At 64.4% G+C, this 20,913-nt stretch carries 16 protein-coding genes; 4 read left to right on the plus strand and 12 right to left on the minus strand.

The window, feature by feature from the left end; translation table 11 throughout:
- On the minus strand, positions 1-886 hold an 886-nt coding region (locus VFJ08_RS06515), incomplete at its 3' end, for an NAD(P)/FAD-dependent oxidoreductase (protein ID WP_324996386.1).
- Positions 887-1,149: 263 nt separating this feature from the next.
- On the opposite strand from VFJ08_RS06515, the gene VFJ08_RS06520 reads away from it, so the two are divergent.
- On the plus strand, positions 1,150-2,316 hold the full coding sequence (locus tag VFJ08_RS06520; protein WP_324996387.1) for a zinc-dependent alcohol dehydrogenase: 1,167 nt from the start codon (positions 1,150-1,152) through the stop codon (positions 2,314-2,316).
- 42 nt (positions 2,317-2,358) lie between these two features.
- Positions 2,359-2,568: a hypothetical protein gene (locus VFJ08_RS06525; protein ID WP_324996388.1), complete on the plus strand. Its 210-nt coding sequence runs from the start codon at positions 2,359-2,361 to the stop codon at positions 2,566-2,568.
- 290 nt (positions 2,569-2,858) lie between these two features.
- Here the strand turns inward: VFJ08_RS06525 and VFJ08_RS06530 are convergent, their stop codons facing one another.
- The 4 genes from VFJ08_RS06530 to katE form a co-directional block, all read right to left on the minus strand.
- Entirely contained in the window at positions 2,859-3,359 is a 501-nt protein-coding gene (locus VFJ08_RS06530; RefSeq protein ID WP_324996389.1) for a ferritin-like domain-containing protein, read from the minus strand.
- Positions 3,360-3,507: 148 nt separating this feature from the next.
- On the minus strand, positions 3,508-4,839 hold the full coding sequence (locus VFJ08_RS06535; protein ID WP_324996390.1) for a glycosyltransferase: 1,332 nt from the start codon (positions 4,837-4,839) through the stop codon (positions 3,508-3,510).
- 193 nt (positions 4,840-5,032) lie between these two features.
- Complete coding sequence (locus tag VFJ08_RS06540; RefSeq protein ID WP_324996391.1) at positions 5,033-5,281, minus strand: DUF7218 family protein; 249 nt, start codon at positions 5,279-5,281, stop codon at positions 5,033-5,035.
- Positions 5,282-5,384: 103 nt separating this feature from the next.
- On the minus strand, positions 5,385-7,529 hold the full coding sequence (katE, locus tag VFJ08_RS06545) for a catalase HPII (RefSeq protein WP_324996392.1): 2,145 nt from the start codon (positions 7,527-7,529) through the stop codon (positions 5,385-5,387).
- A gap of 267 nt (positions 7,530-7,796) precedes the next feature.
- On the opposite strand from katE, the gene VFJ08_RS06550 reads away from it, so the two are divergent.
- Complete coding sequence (locus tag VFJ08_RS06550) at positions 7,797-8,939, plus strand: ATP-binding protein (RefSeq protein ID WP_324996393.1); 1,143 nt, start codon at positions 7,797-7,799, stop codon at positions 8,937-8,939.
- 17 nt (positions 8,940-8,956) lie between these two features.
- Here the strand turns inward: VFJ08_RS06550 and VFJ08_RS06555 are convergent, their stop codons facing one another.
- Positions 8,957-9,604, minus strand: a complete 648-nt coding sequence (locus VFJ08_RS06555; protein ID WP_324996394.1) for a response regulator transcription factor — start codon at positions 9,602-9,604, stop codon at positions 8,957-8,959.
- A gap of 183 nt (positions 9,605-9,787) precedes the next feature.
- Between VFJ08_RS06555 and VFJ08_RS06560 the strand changes: the two genes are divergently transcribed.
- Entirely contained in the window at positions 9,788-11,566 is a 1,779-nt protein-coding gene (locus VFJ08_RS06560; protein ID WP_324996395.1) for a thiamine pyrophosphate-requiring protein, read from the plus strand.
- 51 nt (positions 11,567-11,617) lie between these two features.
- Here the strand turns inward: VFJ08_RS06560 and VFJ08_RS06565 are convergent, their stop codons facing one another.
- From VFJ08_RS06565 to VFJ08_RS06590, 6 genes are all read right to left on the minus strand, one after another.
- Positions 11,618-14,677 (minus strand): type I restriction endonuclease subunit R, encoded by a 3,060-nt coding sequence (locus VFJ08_RS06565; protein ID WP_324996396.1) that lies wholly within the window; start codon positions 14,675-14,677, stop codon positions 11,618-11,620.
- Positions 14,667-15,446 (minus strand): HIRAN domain-containing protein, encoded by a 780-nt coding sequence (locus tag VFJ08_RS06570; RefSeq protein WP_324996397.1) that lies wholly within the window; start codon positions 15,444-15,446, stop codon positions 14,667-14,669. Before VFJ08_RS06570 ends, VFJ08_RS06565 begins: the two co-directional genes overlap by 11 nt.
- Positions 15,443-16,357 (minus strand): hypothetical protein, encoded by a 915-nt coding sequence (locus VFJ08_RS06575; RefSeq protein WP_324996398.1) that lies wholly within the window; start codon positions 16,355-16,357, stop codon positions 15,443-15,445. The genes VFJ08_RS06570 and VFJ08_RS06575 overlap by 4 nt, the downstream gene beginning before the upstream one ends.
- Positions 16,358-16,359: 2 nt before the next feature.
- Positions 16,360-17,589 carry a hypothetical protein gene (locus VFJ08_RS06580; RefSeq protein WP_324996399.1) on the minus strand — a complete coding sequence of 410 codons (1,230 nt, stop codon included), beginning with the start codon at positions 17,587-17,589 and terminating at the stop codon, positions 16,360-16,362.
- Positions 17,582-19,264 (minus strand): class I SAM-dependent DNA methyltransferase, encoded by a 1,683-nt coding sequence (locus tag VFJ08_RS06585; protein WP_324996400.1) that lies wholly within the window; start codon positions 19,262-19,264, stop codon positions 17,582-17,584. The genes VFJ08_RS06580 and VFJ08_RS06585 overlap by 8 nt, the downstream gene beginning before the upstream one ends.
- Before the next feature lie 354 nt (positions 19,265-19,618).
- On the minus strand, positions 19,619-20,803 hold the full coding sequence (locus VFJ08_RS06590) for an FUSC family protein (RefSeq protein ID WP_324996401.1): 1,185 nt from the start codon (positions 20,801-20,803) through the stop codon (positions 19,619-19,621).
- Between the last annotated feature and the right edge of the window lie 110 nt (positions 20,804-20,913).

Below are 20,913 nucleotides of genomic sequence, written 5' to 3' on the forward strand. Positions count from 1 at the left end.
CCCGCCACTGGCGCTTCTTGTTGCTCTCGAGCGCGCTGATCTCGCCGGCTATCGGCGGCCCCACGCGCCCGGTCGCCCATACCGTCAACTGCGAATCGAGCCGCTCGCCGCCCTCGGTTTCGACGTGGTCGGGCGTGACCCGGCTGATCTGGCAGCCGGTGCGGATAGTCACGCCCACATCCTCGAGCCGTTGGCGCACGGCGGCGCGCTCGGGCTCGCCCATCGAGGGCATGAACTCGTCGACCGCCTCCACCAGTGTTACGCGGATCGCCGGGCGGGCATCGCGCGGCGCGACCGCGGCCGGCTGGGCGTCGGTGGCGATATAAGCCGACAGCTCCACACCGGTCAGCCCGGTGCCGACGATGACCACGTCCATGCCCTTGTCGTTGCGGTCGTCGCCGCTGCCGTCGACGGTGGCTTCCAGCGCCGCCAGGGAAAGCCGTTGGAACAGCTTTTCGGCGTCTTCGGCCCGGTCCAGCATGAAGGCATGATCGAGCACGCCCTCGACGCCGAGATCGGGCGTGACGCCGCCCAGCGCGAGCACCAGCACGTCGTATTCCAGATCGCGCGGGTCGACCACGGTCCGCCCCAGGGCATCCGCCATGGCGGTGAGCCGGATACGCTTGGCCTCGGGATCGACGTCGCGCAGGCTGCCCTGCACGAAGGCAAAACCCCAGCGCTCCGCCAGCCCCGCGTATTCCATCTCGTCGACCATGCCGCGCCGCGCGCCGGCCGCCATCTCGTGCAGCCGCGGCTTCCACACATGGGTGGCCGCCTGATCGACCAGGAACACCCGGAGCTCGCGTTCCCGCGACAGCCGGATCGCCAGTTCCAGACCGCCGGCGCCGCCGCCTACAATCACTATGCGTGTCGAAGTCGAACTCATAACCGTGAACTCATTAACCGATTTGCTTTCATCGCAAATACGTCTTGTCGAACATGGTCGCGCACGCACGCCGCCGAGTTGATCCGGGAAAGCACATAGCCGCTTGCGGCGATGACTGCCCCAGCCTGTGCACCGTTATCGCCCGCCGCGCCGGGCAACGGTCCTCTAGGTAAACCCCGTAAGCGCCTCTTCGCACTGCCGTATAGCCGCCGGCCGCGCATTGTCTGAATGCTGGGAGTCGGACTTTGTTTTTAGGAGCCTGTATGCATGCTCTAACCTGGCACGGCACCCATGACGTGCGTGTCGATCGCGTGGCCGATCCGCAAATCCAGGACCCGCGCGACGCCATCGTCAAAGTGAGCGCGACCGCGATCTGCGGCTCCGATTTGCATCTGTACAACGGCGTCATGCCGGGCATGCAGGCCGGCGACGTGCTCGGCCACGAGTTCATGGGCGAGGTGGTCGAAACCGGCGACGGCGTCGCCAATCTGCAAGCCGGCGATCGGGTGGTGGTGCCCTTCACCATCGCCTGCGGCGACTGTTTCTTCTGCAACCGGCGCCTGTACTCGCTCTGCGACGAGTCCAATCCCAATGCCGATCAGGCCGCGCAGGCGATGGGCCACTCGCCCTCGGCGCTGTTCGGTTATTCGCACCTGCTCGGCGGCATTCCCGGTGGCCAGGCGGAGTACGTGCGCGTACCCTATGCCGATGTCGGGCCGCTCAAAATCGAATCCGACTATGCCGACGAACAACTGCTGTTTCTGTCGGACATCTACCCCACCGGCTGGATGGCGGTCGACAACTGCGACGTGCAGCCCGGCGATACCGTCGCCATCTGGGGCTGCGGCCCGGTCGGGCTGTTCGCCATCCGCAGCGCCTGGATGATGGGCGCCGGGCGGGTCATCGCCGTCGACCGCGTGCCCGAGCGCTTGAACCTGGCCGAGCGCAGAGCCGGCGCGGAAGTGATCAACTTCGAACAGGAAGACGTCTACCAGCGGCTACAGGATATGACCCACGGCCGCGGCCCCGACTGCTGCGTCGACGGCGTGGGCGCCGAAGCGCACGGCGCCGGCGATCCCGAAGCGGTCCGGCGCGATCCGGATTCCGGCGAGCCGAATCACCCGGAAGCCGTCAACGAGATGATCAAGTGCTGCCGCAAGGGCGGCCGTCTGTCGCTGGCGGGCGTCTATACCAGCCCGATCGACGGCTTCGCGCTCAATGGCCTGATGAACAAATCGCTGTCGGTCAAGAGCGGGCAGACCCATATGCACGCTTATATGCCGGCGCTGCTGCGCACGATCGAGCAGGGGCTGATCGATCCCTCGTTTATTATCACGCACCGCTACGGGCTGTCCCAGGCCGCCGACGCCTATGCCCAGTTCAACGCCAAGGAAGACGGCTGCGTGAAGGTCGTCCTGACCCCGGATTGATTCTTATTGACCCGATATCAAAACAGCCAATAGGAGCGACTCATGGCTCAATGCGAAACCTGCGGCAACGACTACGAGCACGCCTTCGAAGTCACCCAGAACGGCAAAACCCACACCTTCGACACATTCCAGTGCGCGATCCACGGCATGGCGCCGGCCTGCCCGGCCTGCGGCTGCAAGGTGATCGGCCAAGGCGTCCATCACGGCGACCGGGTCTATTGCTGCAACCACTGCGCCGAACACGCGGCGTGAACCCGGCCCGGGCGGCGCGACCCGCCGCCCGGGCTCTTGTTTGGGCACCGTATCAATGAAAAACCCCGACCCCGCAAGATTCGATTGCGAGATCGGGGTCAAGAAATAATACCAACCGTCACAATGATGTAGCGATAGCCGCTAAGAAAAAGAGCAAGTCCGCAAATAAACGCAATGTACGCAAAATAAAGAAAATTCGTTTTTATTTGCGTTTTTCGCGTTCATTTGCGGATTGCTTTCATCTTCCTTTTGCATCCTTGTTTTACATGTTGGTACAAGCCCGTTTTGCGTTAGCTCTTCAACGCTTTCGGATTGACGTCGCTCTTGGCTATATCGTTCAGCTTGTCGTTGGCCGATTTCTCTTCGTTGAGCGTTTCCTTGAGCCGGTCGACGTCTTCCGTGCGATCAAGCGCTTCCGCGAAGTTGACAAGCGAGCCGTAAGAGGCGATCTCGAAATGCTCGACCTGCTGGGCCGCGGCGATCAAGGCCGCGTCCCGAACGTGTTCGTCGGCACCGGACTGAATCACGGATTCGCCCTGCTGCACCAAGGCCGTCACAACCTCGTTCTCGTTCTCGTTTGACAAGGCCTCTTCGCCCAGGTCCTGCAGGATTTCTTCCAGCCGACTCTGGTGGGTTTCACTTTCGCCGCGATGATCCTGGAAAGCGCTTTGAAGATCGCTGTTAGTAGCGTTCTGCGCCATGCTCGGCAAGGCGTTGACGATTTGCTTCTCACCGTCGTGCATTTTTTTCAGCGCAGCGATGTAAAGGTCTTTTAGATTAGACGCTTGCATAACTATAATCCTTACCGTTTCGTATCGGTCATGTGAAGTTTTCAAGATATCGTCAGGGCGGGATCGGGAGGAATCCGGTGGGCCCTAATGTGACACAAGGGTTCTCCCGGCCCGTGCCGCCAGCTCGAACCGCTAGACGATCGATATCTCAGACCAGCAGATGCGCGGATGCCGCGACCGGCGCCGGCCGCGGTACCGAAACGAGGTCGCGCAGCAGCGCGTGATAGCGCGCGGCGTGTTGGTGCCAGTCGTAGTCCGTGCTCGCGCGCGCGCCGGCCCGCGCGCAGCGCTGCCAGCGCAGCCGGTCGGACAGCAGCGTATCGATCGCGCCGGCCAGCGCGTGCGGGTCGCGCGGGGACACGAGCATGCCGTTGCGACAATGCGCGACGATATCGTTGGGCCCGCCGCTATCGGTGGCGACCACCGGCAGCCCGGCGGCCGCCGCTTCCAGCAGCGTCAGCCCGAACGGCTCGTTGAACGCCGGATTGACGAACACGCCGCCGCGCTCGCGCGCCCAGGCGTAGAAGCCCGGCACGTCGGCGGTCTCGTGCCGTTTCGGGTAGGCGATCCGGCCATGCAGATCGTAATCGTCGATCAGGGCCAGCAGTTCGCGCATGTTGGCCTCGGCCTCGGGTTCGAGCGCCGCCAGGCGCGTGCGCGTGCCGGCCACGATCACCAGATTGGCCTTGGCGCGCAGGTGCTCCGATTGGCCGAAAGCGCGCACCAGCCCGGCCAGATTCTTGCGCGACACGGGGCGCGCGATCGCCAGAATCGCCGGCTTGTCGGGTGCGGCGAGAAAGCGCGCGAGCATCGCCGCGACGCGCTCGCCGGAGGCGCCCGCGGCGAATCGGGGGGCGTCGATCCCCGGCTGTAGGACACGGATACGGCCGGGGTCGTATTCGCGGTAGCCGGCGTACTGGACCTCGGCCTCGTCGCGCGAGCTGGCGAGCACCAGCCGGGCTCGCGCCAGGGCGTTCTCCTCGAACGCGATGCGCCGCTCCAGCGCGGCGTCGGCCGGCGCATCGGTGCAGGCCTGCTTGACCCGGCCCAGCGAGTGCGCGGTGAACACGAACGGAATGCCGTGGCGGGCCTCGATGCCCGCGGCCACCTCGGCGGCGTCGGCGTAGTGGGCATGGATCACGTCGGGGCGCGGCATCACCCGGCCGATTCGTTCGCCGAGCGCCCGGGTGAAGCTGTCGAGCTCGCCGGCCAGCGCCTGTTTGTCGAGATAGCCGGGCGTATCGGTGGGCAGCCGATAGAGCGTGATCTTGTCGTCGATGCGCTCGACCGGGCAACGATAATCGTGCGCGCTGAAGTCGCAGTCGAACGCCCGGGTCACGATATCGATGCGTTCGATGTCGGGATCGGCCGCCGAGGCCGCGACCAGCGCCAGCAGGTATTGAATATGCCCGCCGGTATCGGCGGTAATCCCGTATTCGATGGCGCCCGCTCTCAGGCAGCCTTGCAACGCGATATGCATGATATACATCGTTCAACGCTCCGAAGACATGCAATGACCCCACAACGCCCGCTGCGCATCGCCCAGACCGCGCCCGCCATTCTGCCCGCGCCGCCGGTCGATGCCGGCGGCACGGAACCTGCTGTCGCCAACGAGGACGGCGCCGTTAGCGACTGCCGTGCCCGCGGGCCGGCCGGCCCGCGGCGCCGCCCGATCAATGCGAGCGCAGGGCGCGCTTGAGCTGGGCCTTGTCCATCTTGGAGCGGTCCTCGATGCCGACTTCCTGGGCTTTTTCGTAGAGCTGGTCGTAGGTCCACGCCTCGTAGCGGTCGGCCTTGCCGCCCTTCTTGCCGGGGTTGTCGGCGTTGGCGATACGGGCCGCCTTTTCCTTGCTCGCGCCCTCTTCCCGCAACGCTTCGTACTGGTCGTCGTTCTTGACGGCCTTGCCGTGATCGTCGGCCATAACGGTGCTCCTGCAACAAACGTTCAGCTCTATCTTTATTACGGTGCCAGCCACAGCCAAACGGGCCGCCCATGTCGTATCCGCGGACGGCCCGCCCGGTCGGTCATGCCGGCATATCGTTGGCGACGCAGTTACGCGACCACACCCGGTGGTGCGCCAGCGCGTCCGCGAACTCGTCGAACACGTCGGCGATGTTCTCGCCGCAGAACACGCCCTCGGCCATGCGGAAGAAGCAGGCCTTGGTCATCAGCTCCTCGGCCTGGGTGACGATGGCGATCGGCTTGAGATGCTTGAACGCTTCCTGCAGGTAGTACACCGCCGGCCCTAGATGCGCCAGGCGCTCCACGCTGGCCGCGCCGCCCGGCACGATCACCGCGTCCACGGTCACCGAGGGCAGCCCGTTGAGCATGGCGTCGCTCTCGATCATCTCGCCGTTGGCCGCTTCCACCGGCGCCATGTCGGGCGCGATGATCAACGGCGTGGCGCCGCCCTGGGTCAGCCGATTACTGATCTCGGCGACTTCGCCGGCATCCACCCCGTTGGCCGCCAGGATCGCCACCTTCCGATGCTTGATATTGCCGGGCAGACGCGCCATGAGGCTCAGCGCCTGCGATTTCTCGGTCCGGCCGTGACCGTATTCGCCCTCTTCGGCCGGCGGCGCATCCGGCACCGAAATGCCGTGCTTTTCACCCACGCCGCGGGCGAGGTCCATCGAGATGTTGGGCAGGATCTGCTGGATCACGCGCTCGCGGATATACGGCCGGGCGACCTTCGACAGTTCGAAGGTGTAGGCCGCGACGATGTGCTCTTTCTCGACATCGCTCTGGCTGTTCCAGAACAGCCGGGCCTGCGAGTAGTGATCGCCGAAAGAACCGCTGCGGGCCCGGATCTTGGCGGCGTCGATCTTTTCGTTGACCGACTCGAAGCCGCCGGCTTTCGGCCCCGGCGCAGTCTCGGCCGGCCAGCCGTCGTCGATCGAATTCGGCTCGTAGGCCGCCTGGCCGGTATTGACCGTGTGCCGATGCATGCCGTCGCGCTGGTTGTTGGCGAACGGACAGACCGGGCGGTTGATCGGAAATTCGTGGAAGTTCGGCCCTTGCAGGCGAATCATCTGGGTGTCCAGATAGGAAAACAGCCGGCCCTGGAGCAGCGGATCGTTGGTGAAATCGATCCCCGGCACGATATGCGCCGGGTTGTAGGCGACCTGCTCGGTCTCGGCGAAATAGTTGGACGGGTTGCGATCGAGCACCAGTTTGCCGATCGGCTCCACCGGCACCTCTTCCTCGGGAATAATCTTGGTGGCGTCGAGAATATCGAAATCGAAGCTCATTTCGTCTTCTTCCTCGACCACCTGAATACCGAGCTCCCATTCCAGCGGATCGCCGTTTTCGATGTCGCTCCACATCTCGCGGCGGTTGAAGTCCGGATCGCGGCCCCAGAGTTTCTGCGCTTCGTCCCAGACCAGCGAGCAGGTGCCCGCCACCGGCTTCCAGTGGAACTTCACGAAGCGCGATTTGCCGTGCCCGTCGACCAACCGGAACGTATGCACGCCAAAGCCTTCCATGAAACGATAGTGGCGCGGAAACGCGCGGTCGGACATGGTCCAGAGAATCATGTGCGCCGATTCCGGCATCAGCGAGACGAAATCCCAGAGCGTGTCGTGGGCCGACTGGCCTTGCGGGATCTCGTTGTGCGGCTCGGGCTTGACCGCGTGCACCAGGTCCGGGAACTTGATCGCGTCCTGGATGAAGAACACCGGCATGTTGTTGCCCACCAGATCCCAGATACCTTCCGAGGTATAGAACTTGGTGGCGAAACCGCGCACGTCTCTGACGGTGTCGTTGGAGCCGCGCGAGCCCTGCACGGTGGAAAAACGCACGAATACGGGCGTGGCCTGGTCGGAAAACACCGCGGCCTTCGAATATTTCGCGGCGTTCTCGTAGGGCATGAAATGGCCGTGGGCCGCCGCACCCCGGGCATGCACGACGCGCTCGGGGATACGTTCGTTGTCAAAATGATTCATCTTCTCGCGAAAGATGAAATCTTCCATCAACGTCGGTCCGCGCTCGCCGGCCTTGAGCTGGTTGTGATTGTCGGCGATGCGCACGCCCTGGTTGGTGCGCAGGTCCTCGCCCTGATTGCGATGACGATCCTGTTCCAGATCCGCGTCCTTGCTGCGCGCGTTCAGGTCGGGATTGGCGGTGGACTCGCTGCGATTGGACTCGGTGTACGGATTACGACTGCTCATGACATCGGTTTGGCGGGAACGATACCCGTCATCTGAACACCGGTTTTCGGCTTGTAGTACCGGCGATCTACCGCGACCGCCCTCGGGAAAACCCGCATTCGCCGGGGGCTCCGTCACACTTATGATGGGTGTTACCCGAGTAAGCGGCATCCGGCCATGAGTTGGAAGCCGATGCCGTCAGCCATGCATGATCGATACATCAGGCGCTTGCCGGCAGGCACGCCGACCGACAGCCGGTCGATAGCGACGCGGCAGGAGCATGCGGGAATGCCATCCGTGAACGAGGTGATGGACGACAGCACCGAAACAGAAACCACCCGCCGGCAACTACAGCTGCTCGCCGGCATCAGCGATCCCGCGATCGCTTATCTCGATGCCGGGAGGCGCTTCGAGATCACGAATGAAGCGTTCAAGCGACGTTTCGGCCAGCCGGATCGTGACGCGAACGCGGGCGACTTCTTCGACGGCGTCTGCTCGCCGGCGGTCGGCGAATATCTGACGAACGCGATCGAGCGCCGTCAAACACTGAGCGTACAGCTCGATTGCACCGGGGAGAATGACGATACCGACCGGCTAAGGCTGCGAGCCATGCCTTGCTTTACCCAGAACGAGGTGCGCGGCATATTCGTGGTCTTCGAGGAAATTGAAAGCCGGACCGCCGAGCCCAAGTCCAAGGCCGACGGCGAGGAAGACGACCGCATGGCGCATCTCCAGCGCATGGCCAAGCTCGGCGAAATGGCCGCCGGCCTGGCACACGAGGTGCGCCAGCCGCTGGCCGCCATCGGCAATTACGCCAACGCGCTGACCCGCCTGCTGCGCACGGCCCGGCACGACGAAGCGCTGGTCTCGCTGGTCGAGCAGATCACCGACCAGGCCGAGCGCGCCGACCATATCGTGGCCACTGCGCGCAATATGATCGGTCAGGGCAAGGATCGGGTGCGCAGCTTCGATCTGGTCCGCGTGGTCGAGGAAAGCATAGCGCTGGCCGAGCGCCGGGCCCGCCAACTGGATGTGGACGTTCGTTTCAGCGCGCCTTCCAACCGGCCCTCGGTACGCGGTAACTCGGCACAGATTGAACAGATTTTGGTCAATCTGATGACCAACGCGTTGGACGCGATGGCGGATTGCGGCCGGCGCGTGCTGCAGATCGATATCGAAACCACGCACGCTCACGCGGTGCGCGTGCGGGTGCGCGATTCCGGCGACGGTATTCCGCAAGAAAACCTGTCGTCGATCTTCAACGCCTTCGACACCAGCAAGCGCGACGGCATGGGCATGGGGCTGTCGATCAGCCGCGCCCTGGCGGAACGCCACGGCGGCCAGCTCTGGGCCGAAACCGATGTCGAGGCCGGCGCGAGCTTCGTGCTCGAACTGCCGGTTTGCAATGAGCCGGCCGATAAGACCGAATGATGCATCGAATTATTAGGCTATCGACGCGGTTCCGGGCCGCGATTGTGCGATGCGCTCGGCGCCTCGCCGGTCGCGGTCAGGTGCAGCCGCACCAGTTCCGCCAGCGATCCCGCATGCATCTTGTTCATTACGTTGGCGCGGTGCAGCTCGACCGTCTTCGGGCTGATGCCGAGCCGGCGCGCGATATGCTTGTTTGACCAACCGGCGACCACTTCTTTGAGCACGTCCGCCTCGCGCAGTGTAAGCAGCGCCATGCGCGCACGAACGCTCTCGCAGTGCTGTTGTTCGGCCAGGATTTCGCGGCTGCGCTCGATCGATTCGCGCACCTCGGCCAGCAATAGTTCCGGTTTGACCGGCTTGGTCAGAAAATTGGCCGCGCCTTCGCGCATGGCCGACACCGAGGCCTCGATATCGCCGTAGCCGGTCATGAAGATCACCGGCAGATGCTGCGCTTCGCCGGCCAGCGATTTTTGAATATCGAGCCCGCTCATGTCGGGGATCCGCAGATCGAGCAGGACGCAGCCCGGACAAAGATCGCGTTCGCGTTCGACGAACGCCCGGCCGGTCGGGTATTCGATACTGGAAAGCTGAATCGAATCAAGCAGAACCCGCAGCGAACGACGCACCGCATCGTCGTCGTCGACGATATGTACCTGCGGTTCCATTGCATCCTCCGCTTTATAGGCGTGTACCTAAACTAACAGTAGCCGCGCCTAGTAAAAGCCCGTATTTGCACGCATGTCGCCGTCAGGCGTCACCGCGCGGGCCAAGCGTCAGGATAGTTCCGGATTGGGTTACTCCGCCGTTGTTTATACCGTGGCAGACATTATTCGATCATACCGTGAACCATGTCCCAGACCGTCGGAGACTTCATCGTCGCGCGCCTGCACGCCTGGGGCGTAACCCGCTGCTACGGCTATTCCGGCGACGGCATCAACGGCGTGATGGCCGGTTTGCGCCGGGCCGAGCACGGCCCGCGCCTGATCCAGCCGCGTCACGAGGAATTGGCCTCGTTCATGGCCGCCGCGCACGCCAAGTTTACCGGCACGCCGGGGGTGGCCATCGCCACCTCCGGGCCGGGCGCGATCCATCTGCTCAACGGCCTGTACGACGCCAAGAAAGACCACGTGCCGGCGGTGGCGATCGTCGGCCAGCAGGCGCGCATGAGCCTCGGCACCGATTATCAGCAGGAGATCGACCTGATCTCGCTGTACAAGGACGTCGCCAGCAACTACATCCACATGATCGCCGATCCGCGTCAGGCGCGGCATTTGGTGGACCAGGCCATGCGTATCGCTACGGCCAAGCGCGCGGTGACCGCGATCATCGTGCCGTCCGATATCCAGGACGCGCCGATGGAAGAGCCGCCGGCCGCCCACGGCGCGACGTTTTCCGGCATCGGCTACAGCGCGCCCGTGGCCACGCCGCGAGAAGCCGATCTGGACGCGGCCGCGAAGATCCTCGACGAAGGCAAACGCGTGGCGATCCTCGCCGGCGCCGGGGTCAAGGACGCGGTGGACGAGGTGCTGGCGCTGGCCGATACGCTCGGCGCCGGCCTCGCCAAGGCGATCCTGGCCAAGACCATGATCCCGGACGACGTCGATTATGTGACCGGCACGGTCGGCCTGCTCGGTACCGAACCCAGCGCCGACATGATGGCCGGCTGCGATACGCTGCTGATGGTCGGCACCCGCTTTCCCTACGCCGAGTTCCTACCGGCCGACGACCAGGCGCGCGGCGTGCAGATCGACATCGACGCCGAGGCGCTCGGCCTGCGCTATCCCACCGAAGTGAACCTGGCCGGCGACGCCAAGGCCACGCTCGCCGAACTGAACCGGCGCGTGGCGCGCAAGACCGACCGCGACTGGCAGAACAAGCTGATCGAGAAAACCCGCGACTGGTGGAATACGCTGGCCGAGCGCGCGCAGATCGCGGCCGATCCGGTCAACCCGCAAGCGCTGTTCGCCGAGCTGTCCCGCCAGATGCCGGACCACGTCATGCTGACCTGCGACGTCGGCTCGGCCACCAACTGGTACGCGCGCCATCTCAAGATCCGACGCGGCATGATCGGCTCGGTGTCGGGCGGGCTGGCCAGCATGGGCAACGGCGTGCCCTATCTCACCGCCGCCAAGCTCGCCCATCCGGATCGCCCCGGCGTGGCCATGATCGGCGACGGCGCCATGCAGATGAGCGGCAACCAGGCGCTGCTCACCATCGCCAAATACTGGCGGGAATGGGCCAACCCCACCGCCATCGTGCTGGTGCTCAATAACCGCGACCTCAATCAGGTGACCTGGGAACAGCGGGTGATGGAGGGCGACCCCAAGTTCGAAACCTCGCAGGACCTGCCCGACTTCGCCTACGACCAGTACGCCCAGCTGCTCGGGCTGACCGGCCTGCGGATCGAATCGCCCGACCAGATCGAGGGCGTCTGGCGCGAGGCGTTCGCGGCCGATCGGCCGGTGGTGATCAACGCCTATACCGATGCCGAAGTGGCGCCGCTGCCGCCGCATATCAGCTTCGAGCAGGCCAAGAGCTTCATGTCGTCGATGGCCAAGGGCGACCCGGAATCGGCGCATATCGTGCGCGAATCGTTCCGCCAGATGTGGGCGAAATGGCGTAGCTGAGGGCGCTGTTATTTTTGTGCGCTTGCCCACGGCACGTGTTGCAACCGTCCGCTACCCTGCATTCGCCGTCGAAAGTTCCGCCTGGCGTAATACGAGTCGCGTCGCACCTTCCGCCAGATCGGGCGGATAACCGTACCGGGCCAGCATTCGGCGCACGTTGCGCCGTAGCGTCGCCCGCACCGACTCGCGTTGCGCCCAGTCCAGCTTGGGCATCTTTTTGACCATTTCGGTCAACTCGCGCGCCAGCAGACGCAAGGTGTCGTTTTGCATCGCTTCACGCGCCGATTCGTGGTCGGCCAACGCGTCGTAGAACGCGGTTTCCTCGACGCTCAGACCGAGTTCTTCGCCATGTTTTTTCGCTGCGCGCAGGTTTTTCGCCAGGTCGATCAAGCGAGCGATCATCTCGGCGGTGGAAATCGCCTTGTTGGTGTAGCGCAGCATGGCGTCCTCCAACGCCTCGCGGAACTTCCGGCTTTGCACGATATTGCTGCGCTCGGTGACGCGAATCTGGTCGTTGAGCAGCTTGCGCAGGGTTTCCAGCGCCAGATTTTTCTGTTCCAGGGCAGCCACGCGCTGGAGAAAGTCGTCGCCCAGAATGTCCAAGCGGGCTTCTTCCAGGCCCGCCACCGCGAACAGGTCGATCACGTCGTCGGCATCGACCGCGCCGCCGATGACTTGCCGTACGGCGGCGTCCACGTCGCGTTGCCGGCTGTGGGTAACGTGGCGTCCGTCATCGTCGGCCAACCGCTTGCGGATCATGGCCGCGCAGCGCTGGAAGAACGCCAAATGCGGCGTGATTGCCGTGGTTTCCGGCCGCGGCACGGCCAGCGCGAACGCGGTCGAAAGCTCCTTCACCAGCGCGCGGAAGCGCTGCCAGCCGTCGTTCTGGCCCAGAACGTGGTCGATGGCGCGCAGGTAAATCGGCAGCACCTTCTGCGGTTCAGCATCCAGCGCCGCCGCATAATCGCAGCCGTGGAAAAAGTCGCGCAGCTTCTCGAACGCGGCCTGCATGGCGGGCACGGCTTCGCCTTGCACTTGCCGCACCGCTTCCCCGGTACCACCGGCCTGGGTATAGATGGCCAGCGCATCGGCCAGTTGGTCGGCCAGCCCCAGCAAATCCACGATCAGCCCGCCGGGCTTGTCGCCATACACGCGGTTCACGCGCGCTATAGCCTGCATGAGGTTATGACCGGCCAGCGGCTTGTCCAGATACAGGGTGTGTGCCGGCGGACAGTCAAAGCCGGTCAGCCACATGTCGCAGACGATCACCAGCCGCAGTTCGTCGGCCGGGTCCTTGAAGCGTTCCGCCAGACGCTTGCGGGCGGCCTTGGTACGCACGTGGCTGCGTAGCGGCTCCGGATCGTCGCCGCTGCCGGTGATCACCACCTTCATGGCACCGCGCTCGTCGTCGCCGTCGTGCCAGTCCGGGCGCAGTTCACGAATGGCTTCATACAAACGCGCGGCGATGTCGCGGCTCATGGTCACCACCATGGCCTTGCCTTCCATAGCGGCGCGGCGCGCTTCCCAATGGTCGACGATGAAAGCGGCCACGCGATCGATGCGTTCGGGTGCGCCGACCAGCGTTTCGAGCGGCACGCTGAACCTGTTCTCGGGTTCCTTACCGTCGCGCTCGGCGTTGACGACGTATTCCAGCTCGTCTTCGGCGATGCGGGCGCCCTCATCGTCCACGCGCAGCTTGACGATGCGCGACTCGTAATACAGCGGCCGGGTGGCGCCGTCCTCCACCGCCTGACGGATGTCGTAGACGTCGACGTACTCGCCGAACACGTGAATGGTGTTCTTGTCGTCGCCTTCCAGCGGTGTACCGGTGAAACCCACGAAGGTGGCATTGGGCAATGCCTCGCGCATCCAGCGCGCCCCACCCTCGACGAAGCCGTATTGGCTGCGATGGGCCTCGTCGGCCATCACCACCACGTTGCCGCGTTCGGAAATCACGCCGTGGGCTTCGGCAAATTTCTGGATGGTAGTGAACACCACGCCTCCGGCGGCGCGATCGAGCAGGTCTTTCAGGTGCTCGCGGCTGGCGGCCTGCACCGGTGGCTGGCGCAGCAGCGCGCGACCAGCAGCGAAGGTATCGAACAGCTGGTCATCCAAATCGTTGCGGTCGGTGATCATCATCACCGTCGGATTGGCCAGGCGCGGCTCGCGAATCAGTGCGCCGGCCAGCATCAGCATGGTCAGCGACTTGCCCGAGCCCTGCGTATGCCAGATCACGCCGCCGCGACCGTCGCCCTCGGGCTTCAAGTGCGCCAGCACGCTGGCGCGCGCCTTGCGCACGGCGCGGAACTGGTGATACCCGGCGATCTTCTTGACGATGTCGCCGCGCTCGTCTTCCTCGAAGGTGACGCAGGAACGCAGGTAATCGAGCAACGCGCGCGGTTCCAGCAGCCCGTGGATCAGCGCTTCCAGCGTCGACGCGCCGCCGTCATCGGCCAGCGGCCGCCACGGCATGAAGCGGCTGGGGCCGGCGGTGATGGAGCCCACCCGCGTCAACAGGCCGTCCGACGCCGCGCACAGGACGTTGGGCACGAACAGGTCGGGCGCGCTGTCCATGTAGCGCTTGAGCTGGTCGATGGCCACGCCAAGATCGGCCTGCTCGTCTGTCGGGTCTTTCAGCTCGATCACCACGAACGGCAGGCCATTCAGGAACAGCAGCAGATCCGGGCGAATATGCTTGTTGGACGCGCCCGTGACGGTGAGCTGGCGCACCGCCAGCCAGTCGTTGGCCGCCGGATTGTCGAAATCGATCAGGCGGGCGCGATCGCCGCGCATCTCGCCGGTTTTGGCGTTTCGGTATTCTACCGGCACACCATCGACCAGCAAGCCGTGGAACCAACGATTGTTCTGGATCAGCGTCGGGTGCGGCGGATGCGCCAGCGTGCGCGCTACGCCTTCGAGCGTGTCATGCGGCAGATCAGGATTCAGGCGTTGCAGCGCGACGGCAAGGCGCGTCGTGAGCAGGCATTCGGCGTGCGTCGCACGTTCCGCGCCCGGCGCATCCGGGCCAAGCTCGGGGCCGTGGCGCAGGTCGAACCCGGCGTCACAGAGCTGCCCCAGCGCCGCCAGCTCCACCTCCTGTTCATGCACCATGGGCAGCCCGTACCGGGTGCGCAGCCTCCGCAATCGGCTGGAACTCGGCCCCCGCACAGGGCGCGAAATTTCGCGGCCACGGCGTCTGCAAGGTACACAGCAGCCGCATCTGCAACGGTGCGCCATGGTTCACCCGGGCCACGCGCAGATCGATGGACTGCACGCCATTGCGCGCCACCAACCCGCGCACGTCGCGCGCCAGGTAACGCGGCACGTAGCCCAGCCGCAGCGGCTGCACGCCATCATCCAGAACGGCAACAGCGTGCGGATCGTATTCGTTGGCGTCTTCCAGCTCCACGCGCAGGACATTACCCGCGCGCAGCCCGGTCAATCGTTCACGGGCTTGGGCCGAGGCATGCCGCAGCCCATGCAGGAAGAAGCGCGTCGCGTAATTGCCTTGCGCATCGGCAACCGGCATGGGAAATACTTCCAGCGCGTCGGTCTGGCGAATGCCTTCGGTCACACCCAATACCGCCAACGGATCGGGTGGGTTTTTCGGATCAAAACCACTCCAGGTCAGCCACGCCTCATACTCCGGACGCGACCGGGAAAGCAGACGATTGGTCAACATCGGAAACAGGGCGCGCGACCGATATACGCTTTGCAGGTCGCCCATGCCGGGGAACGGGTGAAACCCCGGCAACAGGCGGGCGCCTTTCGTATAAACGAAGCGATATTCGCCTTGAGCGTACTCAAGGCGCGCCACCGGCGACCAGGCCCCGCGTTCAATGCCCCCGCTGCGCCACGCAATGAAAACAGTCGTGTTCATGGCTCCTCCGACGTCAGTATCCGTCGCCGGTTCTCAATCAACAAGTTTAGCGTAAATTGACGGCAAATGGCCGACATTCGATCCGGTGGCACCTGTTTCAGAATTTCGCGTAGCGCGTCTTCCGAAACGCCGGCCAGCCGCCCTTGCCATGTCTGGGCCGCCTCCGGCACCCGTTCGGCCCACGCGCGCCAGGCCTCCAGCGTGGGCAACGGCTTGCCTGCCGATACAGCCGCGTACAGGGCCGAACGCGCACGCCGGGCAAAGTGCGGAATCCGACGACCACGGTCATGCGAGGTGAGCCGTTCGGAACGTTCCTCATCGGACAGGTTACGCGCCAGCGACGCGCCATGGTCAAAACTGGGCGCCAGAGAAAAATGCTCGCCATTCCACACGGCGCCCCAGTTTTGATGGTGACGATCCTGATTGGCCGCCCAGGCGTCCAGCATCAGATAGCCGGCAAAGGTATCCTCTGCCCGCATCACCACCGCCGGCAAATCGCTGCACCAGGCCCGGGACGGCGGATCCAGCAACCGCACTGCGTCAAAAACCGCATCCACCGTGTGCTCTCGGCAGTGATAGTGCCGCTCCGGCCCATTCGGGTACTCAGGGTCGAGCGCCAGCAACAGCTGGTTACCATGCACCAGCGACAAGGGCGGCGGCGCCAGCGAAGCGCAAATGACGCCCGGCTGGTCGCGGTCATCATCTCGTGCCAACTCGTACTGCACATGCGGCAGGCCCAGCAGCGCGGCCAACTCGCAGACCACTTTCTCCGCCCAGTCCTCGCCGGTACCGCGTTCCTCGGCCTTGAACAGCATGGACGTATCGTCGTCGCGATACCAGAACTTGGCCTTGCTGCCCAAGTCCTCCAGCGCCTCGGCCCGCGATGAGCGGATGCGGATGACGGGGAACACGGCTACGCCACCGTGGCGGCCTGCGCCTCGGCATCACGGACGCGGATTTGGCCGCTCAGGAGTTTGGGGAGCAGGTAGTCGCGCATTTGGGCGAGTTTGCGGGATTCATTCACTCCTGACCGGATACTGTCAAACATCGGCTCGACAACGCTTGCAAATGCCATAGCGGGATCTTCCGGCGGAACTGCCAGAAGGTAATAATCCATCGCTGCCGCAGAGACCCGTTGCCGCCCGCTGGTGCCGCTCATGTTCTGGATGGCGAAGTCACGAAATTCTGAGGTTCGTGCAAGGCAATAGGCGAAAATCGGCGGCAGAGGCGTACGCGGGCGCAACACGATGTATTCCGTTGACCCCCAGCCAATCTCGTTGTCAGCCAGAAAGTCGACAAAAGCCGTCTTGCCGTTCTCCAGACATGGCGTGATGCGAGCCACCAGCGTGTCACCATTCTGGAACCTCATGCCCGAAACAAACTCACGCTCGCCCCAGAAAACCGGAGCGTGCCCGGTCGTTGGCATGCTCTTCATGTCGAGGTAAGGCGCAACCATGCCTTTGCGAAGCGAACGCTTGGGGTTCACTTCAAAGGCATCCGACAGGCGATTCACATCCCACCCTTCCGGGACGGGGCCGATGGCGGAATCGGTGAAGCGGGTGGTCAGCGCGTCGAAGACGGGCTGGGGCATGGAGGGGAAGCTGGTGGACCCGGCGGCCTTGGCCTTGACCGGCTCGAAGTCCACGAACCAGGCGCGGAAGATGGCCCGCGCCAGCTTTTCCAACGCCTGCGCCGTGCGCCGGTTCTGCTCGATCTTGTCGTCCAGCGCGCCGAGGACACCGGCGATGGCGCGCTGTTCGTCTGGGCGAGGCACGGCAAGTTCGCGAGGGTAAACAGCCGCACGAGTTGTTGACGGGATTGGGGAGCCGTCGTCTATTTGACCGAGTTGGTGGTGAATGACCGCGTAGTACAACCACCGCATGTTGAGATCGGTCTTTGGTGAGCAATAGTACGCAGTGTCGATTACAAAAAATGGATCGGGCGAGTACTGGACACCTCGATAGGCGCCTTTCCGACCAAGGATGACGCCGGGACCGGGTGCAAGAGGCGTGGCAGTCCAACCAATCGGGCCGTTCGCACCGAATACGCGGACTTCGCCAACGAGTTTGGAGTAGTCGCGCAAGGCTTTCCCGTACTCAAGCGAGATTTCATCGCCCCATGTCGATTCACGCCACTCAGCCATTCGAGCCAACCTCTTCCATCTTGGCTCGCACCAACCCCATCAACCGCTCGCCTTCACTGAAGCACGCCTCCAACTCCGCCAGCAACCGTGGATATTTCTCCTCGAACGGCTCGCCATCGTCCTCCTGTTCTTCTGCGCCGACATAGCGTCCTGGCGTCAACACGAAGCCATGCTTGCCGATGCCTTCGATGGTGGTCGCCTTGCGGAAACCGGGTTCGTCCTCGTAGTACCAGCCACCGTGATCGTTTTCGCTCCACCATTCAGGGGCGGGCTCGCCGCGCCACTGGCGATAGGCATAGACGATGCGACCGATGTCGGTGTCGGGGTTCGGTTCGCCCATGCCATCGGCCAACAACGTTTCACCATCGTCGCCGCCAGTGAGCACGCGCAGGGTGCGGGTCTGCAGGGTGCCGAGCTTGCGGGCGTCGATGAACAGGGTTTCGCCCGCGCGGTTGCGGCCGCCGTGCTTGAGGTTTCTGCCGGTCTTGTCGCGGGTAAGGAACCACAGGCAAGCGGGGATGCCGGTGGTCAGGAAGAGCTGCGCCGGCAGGGCCACGATGCAGTCGACCAGATCGGCTTCGACGATCTTCTGGCGAATCGCGCCTTCGCCGCCGCTGTTTGAAGACAGCGAGCCGTTGGCCATGACGAAGCCGGCCACGCCGCCGCCGTGGCCGTTGGGCGGCGCGAGGTGATGGATGAAATGCTGAATCCAGGCATAGTTGGCGTTGCCGGCCGGCGGCGTGCCGAAGCGCCAGCGCACGTCGCCTTCCAGCAGCTTGGCCGACCAGTCGGAAATGTTGAACGGCGGATTGGCGAGGATGTAGTCGGCCTTCAAATCCGGATGCAGGTTGCGCAGGAAGGAATCGGCCGGCTGCGGGCCAAGGTTGGCCTCGATGCCGCGGATGGCGAGGTTCATGTGCGCCAGCCGCCACGTGGTGGGGTTGGATTCCTGGCCGAAGATGGAGATGTCGGTGGTCTGCCCGCCGTGCGCGGCGACGAAGCGCTCGGACTGCACGAACATGCCGGCCGAGCCGCAACACGGGTCATACACGCGGCCGTCGTAGGGTTCCAGCATTTCCACCAGCAGGCGCACGATGCAGCGCGGGGTGAAGAACTCGCCGCCGAGCTTGCCTTCGGCCTGGGCGAACTTGCCGAGGAAATATTCGTAGACCCGACCCAGGGTGTCGCGCGCGCGGCTGCGGCTGCCCTTGAAGCCGATGTCGGCGATCAGGTCGATCAGGCCCATCATCTTTTCCGGCGCGATGCCGCGGCGGGCGTAGTCGCGCGGCAACTTGCCCTTGAGATTGGGGTTGTCGCGCTCGACGCTGAGGATGGCATCGTCGATCAGGGTGGCGATGTCTGGCCGCGTGGCCTGGTTCTGCAGGTTTTGCCAGCGTGCCTCGGGCGGCACCCAGAACACCCGCTCGGCGGTGTACTCGTCGCGGCTTTCCAGCAAGCCTTCCAGTTGGGCACCGGTGATGCCGTCGGCTTCCAGTTCGGCCCTGAGCTCGTCCCGGCGCGCCGCGAACGCATCGGAGATGTATTTCAAGAACAGCAGGCCGAGGACGACGTGCTTGTATTCGGCGGCGTCGATCTGGCCGCGCAGGGCGTCGGCGGCCTTCCAGAGGATTTCGGCCCGGCTTAAGTCGGAGTCGTTCGGGTTGTTGCTCGACATTGCGTTTCCTGGACAATCTCAAGGGCGCCGCGCCTTACGGCGAGGCTCGTTCGGTATTGCGCCGGAGGCGCCGCGGTTACGCGGCAGCGGCGCCCCGCTTGCTGCAAACAACCGGCTGCGGATGTCGCGGACAAAAGAACGCCGCGCACGATGGGTGCAGCAACGGTGGCCGAAATATACCCGACATGACAACCAGAACGATGATTGATCTGGCCGGAGCAGCCAATATCCGGCTGTTTCAACGCCTGCCAGCAGCCGGGGCTGACGCCTGTCCGGCTCTTATGCTACGAGGCTTCGCCGGCAACGACGGCGACCGTGTTTAGCGCGAACGATGGCGCCGCCGGCCCGGCCCGCTCAGGCGCCGGGGTTTTCGCGATCGGCCTCGCGGGCCCGGCGGGCCGAGGCGACGTCGTCGATGATCAGGGCGATGTGGCGCATGCTCGTGATCAAGGCGCCGTAAACCGGCCAGTATTTGTTCGGCAGGTCGTGGGCGGCGCTCATCGTTCGGGCCAGCGCATTCAATCGGTCTCCGATGGGCTCGACCTCGGCGTCGGGGTCGGCGATTGCGTGGCCGGCGTCCTTGACGAGGGTGGCCCAGCGGTTGCGAAAGTCGTCGTCCCAGCGGCTGTCCTCGTAGGTGGCCTCGCGCACGGTGCGCACCATGTTGCGCAGATGGGAAATGCCCTCGCCGGTGCGCTGGAGAATATCCTCGTAGCTGGCCTCGCGGCCGGTTTGGCGGCGTTGTTCGCGCAGGCTTGCGGGCTTGCGGAACCGGGCCATGGCAACCCGCGGGTTCCACTGCGAGCTTTCGCGCGCAAAGCGCACCGTTTTCCACGCCGAATCGAGTTCGTTATCAATGGATAGCGTTTCGGAGAGCCAGGCATTGGCCCGATCGGTGTCCCACGAGTCGGAGAACTCATCGGCCATGTTGATCATGATCCGGCCGATCCGCCGGTTGATGCTATCGACATAGCGCGCGGCCTGCCGGTGGCGCACCGGCGGAATCAGCAACAAATTGACGCCGACCCCGATCGCCACGCCCAGAAAGACTTCTTCGAGGCGATCCAGCAGGATCACCTCGTTGCCGGTCCAGCCGCCGCCGAGCACGAAAAGCGCGGTGGTGGCGATCGCCACGCCCTGCTGGCGCAGCGCGCCGATATACGGCGCGCTCACGCCGACCAGCAGGGCGAGCGCCATGGTGAAGACGTTCACGCCCAGAAAATGCCCGATCAGGTACGACACCAGCACGCCGATGGTCGAGGCAATGGCCATCTGAACGCCGTTCGTGAGCGAGCGGTACGCGGTCGCGTGCACCGTGAGCAGCGCCGTCCACGGGGCCAGAAACGGCATCGACGTGTGCTCCCAATGCACGGCCAGCCACCAAGCCAGCGTGCTGGCCACCACGGCCTTGACCACCTGCAACGATTCGGTGACGACGTCTGGCCCGCGCAGCCAGCGGCCGAATGCCACCAACCCTGATGACGCGGCGGTACCGTCGTTGCGCCCTCGCCGCGGCCTGAAGCGTAGTCGAAAGTTCATTTATCTACGGCCTTAAAACTTACAGCATTCTGGCGCAATGGCGCGACGAGGTCGCCGCCTCCGGCGAGGTCACGCTCGTCGAGGCGCTTTCACGAGACGAGTTTTACGAC

This window comes from Salinisphaera sp. (assembly GCF_035690525.1).
GTDB lineage: Bacteria > Pseudomonadota > Gammaproteobacteria > Nevskiales > Salinisphaeraceae > Salinisphaera.